General features: G+C 39.5%; 13 protein-coding genes and 1 pseudogene. 12 read left to right on the forward strand and 2 right to left on the reverse strand.

Features of this window, described 5'->3' with window-relative positions; translation table 11 throughout:
- Positions 1 to 15 precede the first annotated feature (15 nt).
- Entirely contained in the window at positions 16 to 1836 is a 1821-nt protein-coding gene (locus J7E67_RS08860; protein ID WP_214731450.1) for a helix-turn-helix domain-containing protein, read from the reverse strand.
- Between the two features lie 245 nt (positions 1837 to 2081).
- Here J7E67_RS08860 and J7E67_RS08865 point away from each other — a divergent pair, with 245 nt between their 5' ends.
- From J7E67_RS08865 to J7E67_RS08910, 10 genes and pseudogenes are all read left to right on the forward strand, one after another.
- Positions 2082 to 3221: an acyl-CoA dehydrogenase gene (locus J7E67_RS08865; RefSeq protein ID WP_214731451.1), complete on the forward strand. Its 1140-nt coding sequence runs from the start codon at positions 2082 to 2084 to the stop codon at positions 3219 to 3221.
- A gap of 142 nt (positions 3222 to 3363) precedes the next feature.
- Positions 3364 to 5331, forward strand: a complete 1968-nt coding sequence (locus J7E67_RS08870) for an acetate--CoA ligase (RefSeq protein ID WP_214731452.1) — start codon at positions 3364 to 3366, stop codon at positions 5329 to 5331.
- A gap of 212 nt (positions 5332 to 5543) precedes the next feature.
- Positions 5544 to 6905 carry an acetyl-CoA carboxylase biotin carboxylase subunit gene (locus tag J7E67_RS08875; protein ID WP_214731453.1) on the forward strand — a complete coding sequence of 454 codons (1362 nt, stop codon included), beginning with the start codon at positions 5544 to 5546 and terminating at the stop codon, positions 6903 to 6905.
- A gap of 11 nt (positions 6906 to 6916) precedes the next feature.
- The gene (locus tag J7E67_RS08880) at positions 6917 to 7129 is read left to right on the forward strand and encodes an acetyl-CoA carboxylase biotin carboxyl carrier protein subunit (RefSeq protein WP_088086689.1); all 213 of its coding nucleotides are present in this window, start codon (positions 6917 to 6919) and stop codon (positions 7127 to 7129) included.
- A 32-nt stretch (positions 7130 to 7161) separates the two neighbouring features.
- Positions 7162 to 8088, forward strand: coding sequence for a hydroxymethylglutaryl-CoA lyase (locus J7E67_RS08885; RefSeq protein ID WP_214716453.1), 927 nt, complete (start codon positions 7162 to 7164; stop codon positions 8086 to 8088).
- Positions 8089 to 8101: 13 nt separating this feature from the next.
- On the forward strand, positions 8102 to 8884 hold the full coding sequence (locus tag J7E67_RS08890; RefSeq protein WP_214716455.1) for an enoyl-CoA hydratase: 783 nt from the start codon (positions 8102 to 8104) through the stop codon (positions 8882 to 8884).
- 40 nt (positions 8885 to 8924) lie between these two features.
- Positions 8925 to 10457, forward strand: coding sequence for an acyl-CoA carboxylase subunit beta (locus tag J7E67_RS08895; RefSeq protein ID WP_214731483.1), 1533 nt, complete (start codon positions 8925 to 8927; stop codon positions 10455 to 10457).
- A 72-nt stretch (positions 10458 to 10529) separates the two neighbouring features.
- Positions 10530 to 11216, forward strand: a complete 687-nt coding sequence (locus J7E67_RS08900) for a CoA transferase subunit A (protein ID WP_374102989.1) — start codon at positions 10530 to 10532, stop codon at positions 11214 to 11216.
- A gap of 29 nt (positions 11217 to 11245) precedes the next feature.
- A pseudogene (locus tag J7E67_RS08905) lies at positions 11246 to 11896 on the forward strand (3-oxoacid CoA-transferase subunit B).
- A 242-nt stretch (positions 11897 to 12138) separates the two neighbouring features.
- A complete protein-coding gene (locus tag J7E67_RS08910; protein WP_308160704.1) occupies positions 12139 to 12765 on the forward strand; it encodes a DNA-3-methyladenine glycosylase in 627 nt (208 codons plus the stop codon).
- 193 nt (positions 12766 to 12958) lie between these two features.
- Here the strand turns inward: J7E67_RS08910 and J7E67_RS08915 are convergent, their stop codons facing one another.
- Positions 12959 to 13657 carry a hypothetical protein gene (locus J7E67_RS08915; RefSeq protein ID WP_214716459.1) on the reverse strand — a complete coding sequence of 233 codons (699 nt, stop codon included), beginning with the start codon at positions 13655 to 13657 and terminating at the stop codon, positions 12959 to 12961.
- Between the two features lie 507 nt (positions 13658 to 14164).
- Here J7E67_RS08915 and J7E67_RS08920 point away from each other — a divergent pair.
- Both J7E67_RS08920 and ftsZ read left to right on the forward strand, forming a co-directional pair.
- Positions 14165 to 14323 carry a YuzK family famiily protein gene (locus J7E67_RS08920; RefSeq protein WP_214731485.1) on the forward strand — a complete coding sequence of 53 codons (159 nt, stop codon included), beginning with the start codon at positions 14165 to 14167 and terminating at the stop codon, positions 14321 to 14323.
- 317 nt (positions 14324 to 14640) lie between these two features.
- Entirely contained in the window at positions 14641 to 15792 is a 1152-nt protein-coding gene (gene ftsZ, locus J7E67_RS08925) for a cell division protein FtsZ (protein WP_214716461.1), read from the forward strand.
- Positions 15793 to 16123 lie beyond the last annotated feature (331 nt).

Genomic DNA, 16123 nt, shown 5'->3' on the forward strand with positions numbered 1-16123 from the left:
ACCTTTAGTTTGAAATTAAATTAAGGCAACACTAGTGTTATCTTTTATATATTGATATATATTGATTGCTAAATGAATATTAAATAATGGTTGACTTTCATTCAAGTCCGTTAATAGAATTTCCTCAATTCGTTTTAAACGATAGCTTAAGGTATTTGTGTGAATATGTAAAGAATCAGCCGTTTTCTTTATGTTTTGATTTTGGTCTAAATAAACAATCAGAGTGCTTAACAGTTCGCCTTTTCTAGATTGTTCATATTCAATGAGGGGACCTAATACTTCATGGATAAAATCAATCAATTCTTCCTTTGAATTTTGTAAAATAAACCTCTGAACGCCAAGGTCTGTATAACTAAGAACTCTATGATCAAAACGATAGTTTTTGAGAAACTTTATGCACTTTGTCGCTTCTACAAATGACTCGTGGACAAAAATAAGCCCTTGCTTAATTCTTCCAATCCCAATTGATACGTCTATCTCTCTATATTTATTTTTAATCTCATGCTGTAAAATTTTTGCATGTTCTTTTAATTCAGCAATAATATTGGACGAAGAAACTCTTGAATGCAAGGATAGAAGGGCAACGATTTGATTTTCATCCCTTACTGCCATTACTTGTGAGTTCATCCCAAGTAATGTATTGGCCATATGGAGTAAATTCCTTATGAAGTGGTCGCCGATTACCTTTTGCTCGTTTAACTTATCCTCAAAATTAATAAGTATGGCAACATAGTTTCGGTTAGGGTCAAAATTTAAATTTTTTGCTTTCTGAATAAGTGCTTCATCGATTTGTCCTGAAAAAAGCTTGGTCACGAATTCCCCTCTTAAACGCTGCTGTGTTTCAAAAACGGCTTGCTCTTTTCCCAGTTCAAGTGAAATGACTGTACAAGCATGTTCAAGAGCAGCGATATCCACCTCATTCATTTTTTGTTTTGAAAGGATGATTAGCCCGCCTAGAGACTTTAATTTGGACCCAAGTGGCAATACAACTAATTGATACGTTTCATCATTTAATGTTATTTCGGAAACGGTATGTGAGTTTTCAAGTGTTAGGATAATTTGTTTTGCATACGCTTTCATATACTCGGTCATTTCAATTGAAAAGGAAGAATAGCAGGCAGAAGCCCTAAGTTCACCTATTTCATCAAAGAGAAACATATGTTGTCCTATTGTTTTATGTATAAAATTCATAATCGACTGAATTCCTTCTCCATTTACAACGAGATTGGCCAGGTTCCTATGTATTTCGATTGAATGGGAAAGCTTCTGAACCATTTTTTCCTTCTCATAATAAAGACTGGATTTTTCCAAGGCAACTGCTGCTTGGTGGCCAATCGCTTCCAATAGATTAATATCCTCTTGCTTAAACTGCAAAGATTGTTCAAAAGAGTCCAATGTAATCACGCCAATACATTTTCCGTTTTGTAAAATAGGTGAAGAAATGACAGATGTAAAATGAAAATTACTCGGAATTGACTGATCCAATAAATCTCTGTTATATGGCGTTAATGTTGACAGCGCCTGTTTAATTTCTACCTCATCCCAAAAAATGAGACATTTTTTTGCAGCAAAAGACATCCCAGTCATGGATTCACCGCTAACTAGTTTAATTTGCCTAAATATATGTGGATAAAATAATCCTTGAGCTGATTTTGCGATGAGTCGATTCTGGCTTTTGTCAAAAATCCATATAGAGCCTCCTCCTGCCGCTTCAACGACAGATATCGTTTCATTCATGATTGAATCAAAGATCGTATCAATATCTAATTTGGAATTGATAACGTTGGACACATGGATTAAGGACTTTAGTTGCCGATGAGTTAAGGTATCTTGCATCTGTCATCATCCTTTCTCTAAGATTTTTTACATTTCATCCATTTTCGTGTTTTTGTGTAAAAGACACAAATTTTTCATAATAATATTCATGAAAATGTACATAGCATAATATTCATAATGATTATATTCTTATTATAAGAAAGTTTTGAAAATAATGAAAGGAGTTCAGCGTAAAGATATGTAGTGGTGGCTTAATTTTTTTTCGCTTAAAACAATCAGAATATTTAGAAAGGAGTTGTAGATAAATGAATTTTGATTTAACGAAAGAACAAGAGATGATACGCAAGTTAATTCGAGATTTTGCTGATGCAGAAGTTGCACCTGGTGCAGATGAACGTGATCGAACGGGGGAATTCCCTAAGGAAATTTTCGCGAAATTAGCAGAGTTAGGGATCATGGGTCTGCCTTTTCCTGAACAATACGGTGGAGGTGAGGCTGACACGATCAGCTTTGCAATTGTCGTTGAAGAACTTAGTCGTGTTTGTGCATCAACAGGAATTACATATTCAGCACATATTTCATTGGGAGGAGCTCCTCTTAATTTATTTGGTACAAATGAGCAAAAAGAGAAATACTTAACACCAATTTGTACGGGAGAGTCTTTTGGAGCATTTGGATTGACTGAGCCGAATGCAGGCTCCGATGCAGGGGGAACCCAAACATCAGCAGTTCTTGATGGAGATGAGTGGGTTATTAACGGCTCAAAATGTTTTATTACAAATGCAAGCTATGCTAATCACCTTGCAGTGACAGCGGTAACAGACCGCTCAAAAGGAATCAACGGAATCAGCGCATTTATTGTTCCTACAAATGCTCCAGGATTCACTGTAATCGACAACTACGAAAAAATGGGTCTGCATGCCTCAAATACCACAGAACTTATCTTAGAGAATGTAAGGGTTCCAAAAGAAAATCTGCTGGGAACAGATGGAAACGGTTACAAGCAATTTTTAGCTACGCTTGATGGCGGAAGAATTGGAATCGGTGCCATGGCTGTAGGTATTGCTCAAGGAGCCTATGAAAAAGCTCTTCAATATGCAAAAGAAAGAAAACAGTTTGGAAAGAGTTTAGCCAACTTCCAGGCAATCCAATTTAAATTAGCTGACATGGCAATGAATATTGAATTAGCCCGGAATATGGTTTTTAAAGCAGCTTGGTTAAAGGATCAAGGAAGAGCCTTTAAAAAGGAAGCGGCATTTGCGAAATTATTTGCTTCGGAAATATGCATGCGAGCATGTGATCAAGCCGTTCAAATTCATGGTGGATATGGATATATGAAGGAATATCAAGTGGAGCGATTCTTCCGTGATGCGAAACTCTTGGAAATTGGTGAAGGAACATCTGAAGTTCAACGAATGGTTATTGCCAAACAAATTGGATGTTAATGAATTTTTTATAGGATTGGCTGTGTTAAAGGTGATGGTTGATCTTAAAGACTACGTTGATTGGAGCGAAGCGCCTGGAGCGGAAATCAACAGCCTAGTAGAGACATAGTGATTAAATAAAAATTGTTAAAGGAGCCATTACATGGATATCAGTGGAATTTTACAAGTAGTTTCAAATAGCAAACTCATTTATCCAGAAGAAGAAAAAGTCCGTTCAACCTCCATTGGGAGCAGCGAAGCATTTCAAGAACTGCTTAAACAATCCCAAGAAGATCCTGCTAGATTTTGGGATCGTGCAGCCCGTGAACTTGTTTGGTATGAACCATGGGATGAAACCATTAGTGGACAGCTCCCCGATTTTCGCTTTTTTGCCGGCGGCATTAGTAACCCAAGTGTAAATTTACTTGATCGGCATATAGAAAATGGGGCAGGAAACCGGACCGCTCTCATTTGGGAGGGTGAAAACGGGGACACCAAATTTTACACCTATAATATGCTTCTTGCTGAAGTAAATCGTTTTGCGAATGTTCTTAAATCATTTGGTGTAAAAAAAGGTGATTGTGTTGCTATTTTTCTTCCCAATCTGGCAGAAGCCTTTATTTCCGTTTTAGCTTGTTTTCGAATTGGTGCTATTTACAATACAATTTTCTCAGGATATTCGGAACAATCATTGACAGACCGTCTCATCAATTTTGAGCCAAAAGTATTAATCACTGCGGATGCAACTGAACGTCGGGGTAAATTCATTCCTTTAAAAGAAAAAGTTGATCATGTTGTACCATTCATTCCATCGATCGAAGCAGTCATTGTTGTTGACCGATTAGGTTCAGAGGTTCAAATGAAAGATGGCCGGGATTACTGGTGGCATGAGCAGACAAAAGCGGCAAGTATCGTTTGTGAACCAGAGAGAATTGAAGCTAATGAGAGCGGTATTGTGTTTTATACAAGTGGTACGACAGGTAAACCAAAAGGCGTCGTGCATTCCGGCATGGCTTTTGTCACACAGAATTACACATATGCCAAGTATCATATGGATCACCATCAAGACGATGTTTTCTGGTGTACCGCGGATATCGGCTGGTTAACCATGCATATTTGGGGAATTACAGGTGCCTTAGCGAATGGTGTAACAACCGTTGTCTTTGAAGGGGCTGTTGATTATCCAACAAAAGATCGTTTTTATCAAATCATTGAAAAATACAGGGTGAATAAACTGTTTACTGCCCCAACAGCATTAAGAATGTTAAAAAGTATGGGAGAAAAGGCATTAGAGAAATTTGATTTATCGTGCCTCGATGTCATTTCCCTTGTTGGAGAACCTTTCGATCCGGAAACCTGGCATTGGACATATGAAGTTTTAGGAAAGAAGAAGGTATATATCAATAATACTTGGGGTCAAACAGAAACCGCGGGATCGCCTATAGCTGGAGCAGCTTGGCTGACGCCGATGAAACCGGGTTCCTCAGGTACTGCCTTTTTAGGTGCGGTTATGGATATCGTTGATGTAGAAGGCAATCCAGTTAAACATGGTGTCTTAGGAAATCTGGTTATTAGAAAACCATTTCCTATGCTATGCCGGACACTTTGGAAAGAACCGGAACGATATTACGCATCCTATTATAGCCAAGTGGATGGCTGCTATTATGCCAGCGACCTGGCATTAATAGATGATGATGGATATTTATGGGTAGTTGGCCGTTCAGATGACGCGTTTAATGTAGCTGGACACCGCTTAAGTACAATGGAGATGGAGAGTGCTGTACTTGAATGTGAGGGTGTTTCTGAAAGCGCAATCATTGGGATCCCAGATGAAATTAAAGGAGAAGTTCCGCTCGCATTTGTCCGTTTGGCCGATGGCTATGAAGGAACAGAGGAATTAAAACAACAAATAAATAATCGCATCATTCAACAAATTGGTAAGATTGCAACCCCAAAATCAATTATTTTTACAGATATGTTGCCGAAAACAGTCAGTGGAAAAATCATGCGCCGCTTATTAAAGGAAATTGTTGTATCAGGAAAGGTTTCCGGCGACATTACAGGACTAGAAGACCCGACGACGGTTGCACAAATCCAAAAAATAGTTGCTGAAAAGTCATCAGTTAAATAGTTATTAATTAGAGACAGTCATTTGTCAGGAAAATCACCGGCAAATGACTGGTTCCATATTACTAGATTAAGAGTTAAAGATAAACGTAAAGAATGTTGCAAAATGAATAATTAGACTTTTACATAGCTCCTTAATCATCAAAGTTTAAGCTTTGTAATGATGATGACGAGTTTTGAACCTTCTTAGATAGAAGATAGAAAGGGTGGAAAGGCATGTTCAAAAAAGTTTTAATTGCTAATCGTGGCGAAATTGCTGTCCGTGTAATCCGTACATGCAAAGCATTAGGGATTACCACAATTGGAGTTTACTCAGAGGCTGATGCGGATGCTCCCCATGTAAAAATGGCAGATGAGGCCTATTTAATCGGAGGTTCCCGTGTAGCAGAAAGCTATTTAAATATCAATAAAATTCTAGAGGTCGCTCAGGTTTCAGGAGCGGAGGCTATTCACCCGGGATATGGCTTGCTGTCTGAAAATACGGACTTTGCCCGCCGCTGTGAGGAAGCAGGACTTGTATTCATCGGGCCTTCTCCAGAGGTTATTTCTAAAATGGGAAGTAAGATTGAATCACGCAAAGCGATGGAGGGAGCGGGTGTTCCTGTCGTTCCAGGGATTACCTACCCACTGGCAGATGAAGAGGAAGCGGTAGAAGCGGCGGGCCGCATCGGTTATCCCGTTATGCTAAAAGCCTCCGCAGGGGGTGGTGGAATTGGAATGCAGGTGGTCCATAACGGGGATGAAATCCGAAAAGCATTTGCGGGGAACCAAAAGCGGGCTACTGATTTCTTTGGCGATGGAGCAATGTATATTGAAAAATTTGTTGAAAATCCAAGACATATTGAGATTCAAATCTTGGCAGACGGTTTTGGAAATACCGTTTACCTTTGGGAACGTGAATGTTCGATCCAACGCCGTCATCAAAAAGTCGTAGAGGAAGCCCCATCATCGTTTATTACTGAAAAAACTCGTACCAAGATGGGGGAGGCTGCAGTAAAAGCGGCCCAATCGATTGGGTATAAAAATGCAGGAACAATCGAGTTCTTAGTTGATGAAGAGCAAAATTTCTACTTTCTTGAAATGAATACCCGTTTGCAAGTGGAGCATCCTGTTACGGAAGAAATTACAGGATTGGACTTAGTTGAAAAACAATTGCAAATCGCTGCAGGTGAAGCTCTGAAATTTTCTCAAGAAGACGTAAAACGTGAGGGTCATGCCATTGAGGTTAGAATCTATGCGGAAGATCCCAAAACATTTTTCCCTTCACCTGGAAAAATAACAAAATTAGAGTTGCCGAACGGACCTGGAGTTCGACATGAATTAGCTATTCACGGTCAATCTGTAGTCACTCCTTTTTATGATCCAATGATTGCTAAGCTTGTCGTCAAAGGCAGCAATCGTGAAGAGGCAATAAATCGTCTGCAAGCTGCATTAGCTGATTATCATATTGAAGGTATTAAAACAAATATCCCAATGCTGCAAGAGGTTATTGCCCACTCGGCATTCCATTCAGGTGATACGACAACAGACTTTGTTAACAAGTATTTAAAAACTAAAAAAGAAAATAACGTAAAATAGGAGGAATTATCATGAGTGAAGTAATTGCAGTCATGGCAGGAAATGTATGGAAGGTATTAGTTAAAGCTGGAGATCAGGTAGAAGAGGGTCAAGATGTAGTGATTTTAGAATCGATGAAAATGGAAATTCCAATTGCAGCTGAATTCGATGGAACGGTGAAAGAAGTGAAAGTGAACGAAGGCGACTTTGTTAATGAAGGCGACGTCATTGTAGTAGTTGAATAAAGCCTGGATAAAGGTGGAAAGGAGATGAAACAATGAAGTGGCCGGAAGGTGTAACGATTAAAGAGGTTGGTCCTCGTGATGGATTGCAAAACGAAAAGGCATTTATATCAACAGAAGATAAAATCGCTTGGATTAATCAATTGTCAGATAGTGGACTAAAACATCTTGAGATTACCTCTTTTGTTAATCCCAAATGGATTCCTGCACTTTCAGATGCAGTTGCCGTTGCTACTGGCATTACCAAAGTGCCTGGTGTCACCTATACAGCACTCGTTCCTAACCTTCAAGGTTTGGAACGGGCATTTAAAGCGAACATTGATGAAGTAGCAGTGTTTATGTCAGCAAGCGAAGCACATAACCTAAAAAATATAAATAAAACGATTGGCGAGACTTTCCCTGTGTTACGGGATTTGGTCATAGAAACCATTTCAGCAGGAAAATTAAGCAGAGGTTATGTTTCTACTGTTTTTGGCTGTCCGTATGAAGGTGATGTTGATATCGATGCGGTCATAAGAGTTTCCGAAACTTTATTTGACATGGGTATTGCAGAATTGTCTCTCGGTGACACAATCGGTGTGGCAAATCCAAAGCAAGTTCAAGAAGTGTTGGAAGTTTTATTAAAAAGATTTCCAGCAGATAAATTAGCCATGCATTTTCATGATACACGAGGAACGGCTTTGGCCAACATCTTAGTATCGTTAGAAATGGGAATTACCATTTTTGATTCTTCCCTTGGCGGCTTAGGAGGATGTCCTTATGCGCCTGGAGCATCTGGAAACGTAGCAACAGACGATTTACTTTATATGCTTCACGGGATGGGAATTCACACTGGTGCTGATCAGCAAAAGCTGCTTCATGCATCCCAATTCATTCAGGAGAAGCTTGGCAGACCTTTACCAAGTAAAAGTTTTCAAGCCGCGAGTTCCAAGTTGGGTGGAAAGCTTGGAAATGCTTTGTGAGAAAGGTGAGATCATGAGTAAAACCATATTAGTTAACAAGATGGAAAACGGAATCGTGATGATTACTTTAAATAGGCCGGAAGCTGCTAATGCTTTATCCTTACAGATGTTAGAGGGGCTCAAGAGCGCCATTCTTACCTGTAAATATGATCGATTAGTTCGCTGTATCGTCATTACAGGGGCTGGGGAGAAAGCTTTTTGTGCGGGAGCTGATTTAAAGGAACGAGCTGGAATGGATCCGGTTGAGGTGAGGAAGACGGTTTCTTTGATCCGTGAAACTATCAACTCTTTAGAATCATTACCCCAACCGGTCATAGCGGCTGTGAACGGAGTTGCTTTTGGCGGAGGAACTGAACTAGCGCTCGCTTGTGATATCCGTATTGCCTCTGAAACTGCGAAGCTTGGACTGACGGAAACATCACTGGGAATTATTCCTGGTGCAGGCGGAACACAGCGTTTACCAAGATTAGTAGGAAAGGGACGTGCAAAAGAGCTGATTTTCACTGCAAGACGAATTGATGCAAAAGAAGCCCTTGAGATTGGATTAGTAGAGTATACGGTCTCTGTTGAAAGCTTAATTGATAAAGCATTAGAAATTGCAGGACAAATTGTTCGGAATGGCCCGATTGCCGTTGCACAAGCAAAGTTCGCAATCGATAAAGGCTTTGATGTAGAAATAAACACCGGTCTGGCCATTGAGCAAAATGCCTATGAAGTGACGATGTCAACAAAAGATCGTTTAGAAGGATTACAGGCTTTTAAGGAGAAACGCGCCCCAATCTACAATGGTGAATAAGAAAACTAGATTAATAGGAGGAAAAATAATGACAGTGGATATGAAACCTTTACAACAAACACTGAATGATCGAGTCGAACAAATCAAAAAGGGCGGAGCTCCCAAATATCACGAAAAAAACCAAGAGCAGGGAAAACTGTTCGTTCGCGAGCGTTTATCATTATTATTCGATCCTGGCTTTGAACTGGAGGACGCGCTATTTGCAAACTGCATGGCGGGGGATCTTCCTGCAGATGGTGTTGTGACAGGGATGGGCAAGATTAATGGCCAGCTTGTCTGTGTGATGGCTAACGATTCAACGATCAAAGCCGGTTCTTGGGGAGCTCGGACGGTTGAGAAAATCATTCGAATCCAAGAAACAGCTGAAAAACTTCGAGTGCCATTATTATACCTAGTAGATTCTGCTGGAGCTCGGATAACGGATCAGGTGGAAATGTTCCCGGGGCGTCGTGGGGCAGGAAGAATCTTTTACAATCAAGTAAAACTTTCAGGTAAAATTCCTCAGATCTGTATTCTGTTTGGCCCATCTGCTGCTGGTGGAGCCTATATTCCAGCTTTTTGTGACATTGTTATTATGGTTGATAAAAATGCATCGATGTACCTGGGATCACCGAGAATGGCCGAAATGGTTATTGGTGAAAAAGTAACCTTGGAGGAAATGGGCGGCGCGCGCATGCACTGTTCTGTTTCAGGCTGTGGTGATGTTCTTGCAAAAAATGAAGAAGAAGCCATTTCAATGGCAAGAAACTATCTTTCTTATTTCCCTGCTAATTTTTCAGAGAAACCGCCAGTTCGTGAGTCTGTGACTCCTAAACCATTGAAAAAACCATTAGAAGAGCTGATTCCGGCTAATCAGAATGCACCATTTAATATGCATGATCTAATAAACGGGATTATTGATGAAGACTCCTTCTTTGAGATCAAAAAACTTTTTGCTGGCGAACTTATTACAGGACTTGCCCGCATGGATGGGAAACCTGTCGGAATCATTGCCAATCAGCCGCGTGTTAAAGGCGGGGTATTATTCCACGATTCAGCAGATAAGGCTGCAAAATTTATTAATCTTTGTGATGCCTACCATATTCCCCTTTTGTTTTTAGTTGATGTTCCTGGATTTATGATAGGTACAAAGGTAGAACGGGCAGGAATCATTCGTCATGGTGCGAAAATGATTTCAGCAATGGCTGAAGCAAGTGTTCCAAAAATCTCTGTTATTGTACGTAAAGCATATGGAGCTGGTCTTTATGCAATGGCTGGCCCTGCATTTGAACCGGATGCTTGTCTTGCATTGCCTTCTGCTCAAATTGCGGTTATGGGACCAGAAGCAGCAGTTAATGCCGTTTATGCTAATAAAATTGCAGAGCTTCCTGAAGAGGAGCGAACCGCATTCATAGAACAAAAACGTGAGGAATATAAAGAGGACATTGATATTTACCATTTAGCTTCCGAAATGGTGATCGACGGTATTATTCCAGCAAACTCATTGCGTAAAGAGCTTGTTTATCGTTTTGAGGCATACTCTTCAAAATATCTCATTTTTTCAGAACGAAAACACTCTGTATATCCGGTCTAATTTTTAACAGTTAATTTCAAATGTAAGAGACTCTATTTTAATAAGGAGGCGGATCCTGTGAAGAATGGAAAAATTGTGAACTCCTTTGTGGAAGCAATACAAGATATTTCAGATGGCGATACCATCATTGTTGGTGGTTTCGGACTGTGCGGAATTCCGGAAAGAGCAATTCTTGCCTTAAGAGATCAAGGAACGAAGGATTTAACAATCGTTAGTAATAACTGTGGCGTTGATGATTGGGGGCTTGGTCTGCTGCTTGCAAATAAGCAAATTAAGAAAATGGTTTCATCGTATGTGGGTGAAAATAAAATTTTTGAAAAGCAGTTTTTAAGCGGTGAGCTAGAGGTCGAACTAGTCCCTCAAGGAACGCTTGCTGAACGAATTCGTGCCGGCGGCGCCGGAATACCTGGTTTTTATACGGCTACTGGGGTGGGAACTCCAATTGCAGAAGGAAAAGAGCACAAGGATTTTAAAGGAAGAACCTATTTATTAGAAGAAGGAATTGTCGGCGATTTTGCCCTGGTGAAAGCCTGGAAGGCCGACCCACTTGGAAACCTTGTTTTCCGAAAAACATCACGCAACTTTAATCCATTGGCTGCAATGGCCGGGAAAATTACAATTGCAGAAGTCGAGGAAATCGTTGGGGTAGGAGATTTAAATCCTGAAGAAATCCATACGCCAGGAATCTACGTTCAACGTGTGCTGCTCGGAACAAACTATGAAAAACGGATAGAAAGACGTACAGTAGTACAAGCCTAATAGTTTAAAAGAGACAAGGAGTGAGTGGATTGAAGGATGCGCGGTTAACCATTGTAAAACGTGCGGTTCAAGAAATTCAGGATGGAATGAACGTAAATTTAGGGATTGGGATCCCTACCCTTATTGCCAATGAAATTCCAAGCGAATACAACGTCTTGCTTCAATCAGAAAATGGCTTATTGGGCATTGGACCTTATCCGGTTGAAGGGACAGAAGACCCCGATTTAATAAATGCGGGAAAAGAAACGGTAACTGCTGTACCTGGTGCTTCTTTTTTCGACAGTGCAGAATCATTTGCAATGATTCGCGGTGGTCACATCGACCTTGCTATCTTAGGGGGAATGGAAGTTTCTCAAACATGAGATTTGGCTAATTGGATGATTCCAGGGAAGATGGTCAAAGGAATGGGCGGAGCCATGGACTTAGTAAACGGCGCAAAACGTGTTGTGATTATTATGGAACATGTTAATAAGCACGGAGAATCAAAGGTCAAAAAAGAGTGTACACTTCCCCTTACTGGAAAAGAAGTGGTCCACCGTTTAATAACAGATTTGGCTGTATTTGATTTCACTCCGGAAGGAATGGTTCTCGTGGAAACCCAGGACGGAGTATCGGTTGAGGAAGTTATTGAAAAAACGGAGGCTTCATTTAAAATTGGTGTCGAATTACTAGTTAAGTAAAAGGTGTTGGGCAAAATCTTATAGCAATAATGGAGGCAGTTTCCTACCGTAAGGATCATTATTTTATTGAACTAGATGACCAAGATTAAGTGGTTGATGAGATATTTTTTAGAGCTGTCCTTAAGGCAGCTTTTTTTTGATGAAAGGATTAGGTTATAGATTAAAAATTTATACAAATGTTTAATTATTGGTTTTTTTGTCCATAGTTTTTAAGTAAATCATTTTTATGGAGGGCATTAAACGTGGGAGAATTTACAAAAGAAATAGTACCATTACCCGAGGAATTTTATGTTCAGCCCACGCTTGACCTGGCAAAGGCATTGCTCGGATGCCTCCTTGTAAAAGAAACGAATGAAGGAATGACAGCAGGATATATTGTCGAAACAGAAGCTTACATAGGTCCTGGTGACAGGGCTGCACATAGCTACAATAATAGAAGGACGGCAAGAACCGAGGTCATGTTCCAACGGTCCGGCCTGGCCTATACCTATGTTATGCATAGGCACTGCCTCTTCAATGTGGTTAGCGGCGGTGAAGAAAATCCTGAAGCCGTTTTGATTCGTGCCCTTGAACCTCGAGATGGTCTCGAGATTATGAAAATAAGGAGGGGCATTGAAGAACTTTCAAAACTGACAAATGGCCCTGGCAAACTGACAAAATCATTGGGCATTACCATGGAGGACTATGGACGTCCCCTCACTCCTCCACGATTATTTATTGCCAAAGGCTTTTGTCCAGAAAGCATATCAGTCGGAAAAAGGATTGGAATTGAAACATCTGGTGAAGCCCGTGATTATCCATGGCGATTTTGGGTTACTAATAATCAATATGTTTCACGGCATCAAAAGTCTGAGTATGTAATTGTCTGAACAGTAAAAAGGACTTAACTCGTTGGTTAAGTCCCTATAATAAATGGATTCGTTAGTTTTCCTTAGTAATTATTAGGCTTACAGCCAATAATTTATTCCTTTCCTAAAGTTTATTTATCGAAAAGGATTATCCATTTAATCCTTTTGTTTCGATTTTACTAGTATGAAGTTTTTTCCGAAAGGACAATCCTAATCAACACCTCCTCATCATTAAATTGGATGGGTTCTGATCACCTGGACCGATAAAATCTAATGCGGCAGGAGAAAATACTGTAAATTTTCTTTTACTGCCCTCCAAAGCAATTCGGATTGGCTCATGAACTTCATGAGCCTGAAAGAAATTACCTCCCGTGATTATTCTCTTTTTCTTCCTCCTTACGATGGCAGTCATATTTTTCTTGCTATCTGCGTTAACAGTGGCACGCTCTTTCACTTTCTCATTAAGTACTAATAGTCCTTTCTCGGTTTGGAAAACTTCTTCTTCAATCGAAGCGACCATTCCGATTTCACGTTTGTTTATGACCAAGATGAAGTTATATCCTGTATCAGTTTTCTTTTGTAAAATGTTAACTTCATCTGTGATAAACGTGACGAATTCTTCGGGTTCTTTCGTGTGTGAATCTTGAGAGTTTTCTTTTTGCTTAATGACTCGATAATATGCTTTTGCTCCAATTCCTTCATCTGTAAAATCAAAAGGTTTTATACTCTGGGTGCGTACAAAGAATAATTGATTTACCTTCTCTTTACTGTTTAATTGGACACATAAAGCAACATCTTCTTTCATCACCGTTCCTTCTTCGTCAGAATGCATAGGGATATTCATTTTCATCCCTGGAAATTGAACGAAGATGTAACTGAAGTTTTTCTTAGGCTGTACATTCGAAAGTCTCATAAACTCACAACCTTTCCGATTTGTACAAGATTATTTTCCTTGTAGGTGTATAATTCAATATCGTTCTTCACATTCCTGTATGATTAGAAAGAGTTTTCATCGTCACTTTCTTATGAAATACGATGGTTCCTCCTAAATTATGAGTAAATCTCCTAGCGAAACATGTAAATGATAAAATTCTGCTTTCTAAAACGACAATTTACAGCCTATTATTGAGTATATTTTATAAATCCTGTTAGATTCTTTTTTTGGGAATTTTTTTTAGGTTGTGCACTATATGGAAGGATATGGATAAAAAAGTAAGGATGTCAGTGCTATATTCTCGAGTTTGAATGACATTCTTGTATACAGCAAAATACACCGTTTTTTTGACTTTGTGTGACCTTGAATTCAATGATAAGATGAAACCTACGTAAAAGAACAATTCGCCCAGGGGAAAAGAACTGAAAGGAATGATTTGTTATCAATCATTTACAATTAAGTTATACGAGCGAAATGGAAAAAGCGATGTATAGTGCACATGGTGTAGGTCATGAAGATTACAGAAGACATCATACAGTGAGAATGAGAGTCGAAAAACGCCGTAAAAAGGATTATACTAATTGTCTTAGAATGGTTGCAGATTTAGACCGGCTTGTTCATTTTAATAATCGATTAAAGGCATGAATCAAAGTGGAAACCAATGTGAATGAACACTGGTTTCCTTTTTTTGATTAAAAGCAAAAATAAATAAGAAAAATTCCTCATCCTTGTCTTATTTAGGGTGGTTTTTTTCCCATTTATTAAACTTATAAATAGGTTAATCTTAACTGGACAAGAAAATTTAGGTTCAGTAGACTAAAAACTAATTCATAATAAATACCTTTATTATCATAAGAGGTCATACAAGCAACTTTAATTAGAGGGGTAAGTTTGCTCTGAAATAATTAGAAAGCAATAGTAAAATTTCCTGTCACCTAATCTACTATAGCGGAGGAATGAACATGTTAGAATTTGATACAAATATGGACCAACTCGCCAAGATTAAAGTCATCGGTGTTGGCGGCGGGGGAAATAACGCCGTGAATCGTATGATTGACGAAGGAGTTGAAGGTGTAGAATTTATTGCCGTTAATACAGATGCACAAGCTCTTAATCAATCAAAAGCAGCGGTCACGATGCAAATTGGTACAGCATTGACAAGAGGTTTGGGAGCTGGGGCTAATCCAGAAATAGGTAAAAGAGCTGTGGAAGAGAGTAAACAGCAAATAAAAGAAGTGTTAGCAGGTGCAGACATGGTTTTCGTTACAGCCGGTATGGGAGGTGGTACCGGCACAGGTGCAGCGCCTGCCATTGCTGAAATTGCCCGCAATCTTGGTGCCCTGACAATTGGAGTTGTCACACGTCCGTTTAAATTTGAAGGCCGCAAGCGTGCAGCTAACGCAGAAACTGGAATTAATGAAATGAGGGAAGCAGTAGACACCTTAATTATTATTCCCAACGATCGCTTATTAGAGATTGTAGATAAAAAAACACCCATGATTGAAGCTTTTCGGGAAGCGGATAATGTACTACGCCAGGGTGTTCAAGGGATTTCCGATTTAATTGCTGTGCCAGGGCTAATCAACCTTGATTTTGCTGACGTGAAAACGGTCATGTCCCATAAGGGAACTGCCTTAATGGGAATTGGTATTGCTAAAGGTAAAGATCGTGCTGTTGAGGCTGCGCAGAAAGCCTTAAATAGTCCCTTACTTGAAACTTCTATCAATGGAGCTCATGGTGTGATCATGAACATAACTGGTGGAAATAATTTAAGTCTTTTTGAAGTACAGGAGGCAGCCGATATAGTTGCTTCTGCTTCTCATGAGGAATTAAATATGATTTTTGGTTCGGTCATTAACGAAAACTTAGATGAAGAAATTATCGTAACTGTTATTGCCACTGGATTCACTGAGCAAGAGGAGATATTAGCACAACCGCTTTCCCAGCCATCAATGGAAGAAATGTCTAATCCATATCAAAGGGAAAAACGTATACAGCGTGAACCAATAAACCGAGGCGAACCAGTTCAAGATTATGAAAGACACTCAGAACAGTCAGAAGAATCTCTGAATATACCAGCGTTCTTGCGCAATCGAAAAAAACGATTTTTATAAATTTAACATCCGCATTTTCATTTGAAAGGGTCAAAAGGACAAAACTTGTAGAATCTAATAGAATATGTCCTCATGAAAGGCTCATGAGGACAAATCTTGTAGAATCTAATAGAACATGTCCTCATGAAGTAAAACCAACGTTTCAGGAATACAAAAGTGTATTTAAAACCCGTAATGTTTGGGTCAGTATGCTAATGGCTATTTTTTACATGATGTACTTATTAGTATTTACCTGCTTCATGCCGATTTTTAGCTGGTGTTTCGAAAATATAGTACTGGCCAATATGGAGCCAACTTAGGAATCATGGGGATAGGGATGTGGACAGCCGTT

It is taken from the genome of Bacillus sp. ISL-46, from assembly GCF_018613205.1.

Excerpts from the sequence above, each read along its gene's own strand:
- J7E67_RS08860 (WP_214731450.1), bottom strand. The coding sequence starts at position 1,836 with ATGCAAGATACCTTAACTCATCGGCAACTAAAGTCCTTAATCCATGTG.
- J7E67_RS08865 (WP_214731451.1), top strand. The coding sequence starts at position 2,082 with ATGAATTTTGATTTAACGAAAGAACAAGAGATGATACGCAAGTTAATT.
- J7E67_RS08870 (WP_214731452.1), top strand. The coding sequence starts at position 3,364 with ATGGATATCAGTGGAATTTTACAAGTAGTTTCAAATAGCAAACTCATT.
- J7E67_RS08875 (WP_214731453.1), top strand. The coding sequence starts at position 5,544 with ATGTTCAAAAAAGTTTTAATTGCTAATCGTGGCGAAATTGCTGTCCGT.
- J7E67_RS08880 (WP_088086689.1), top strand. The coding sequence starts at position 6,917 with ATGAGTGAAGTAATTGCAGTCATGGCAGGAAATGTATGGAAGGTATTA.
- J7E67_RS08885 (WP_214716453.1), top strand. The coding sequence starts at position 7,162 with ATGAAGTGGCCGGAAGGTGTAACGATTAAAGAGGTTGGTCCTCGTGAT.
- J7E67_RS08890 (WP_214716455.1), top strand. The coding sequence starts at position 8,102 with ATGAGTAAAACCATATTAGTTAACAAGATGGAAAACGGAATCGTGATG.
- J7E67_RS08895 (WP_214731483.1), top strand. The coding sequence starts at position 8,925 with ATGAAACCTTTACAACAAACACTGAATGATCGAGTCGAACAAATCAAA.
- J7E67_RS08915 (WP_214716459.1), bottom strand. The coding sequence starts at position 13,657 with ATGAGACTTTCGAATGTACAGCCTAAGAAAAACTTCAGTTACATCTTC.
- J7E67_RS08920 (WP_214731485.1), top strand. The coding sequence starts at position 14,165 with ATGTATAGTGCACATGGTGTAGGTCATGAAGATTACAGAAGACATCAT.
- ftsZ (WP_214716461.1), top strand. The coding sequence starts at position 14,641 with ATGTTAGAATTTGATACAAATATGGACCAACTCGCCAAGATTAAAGTC.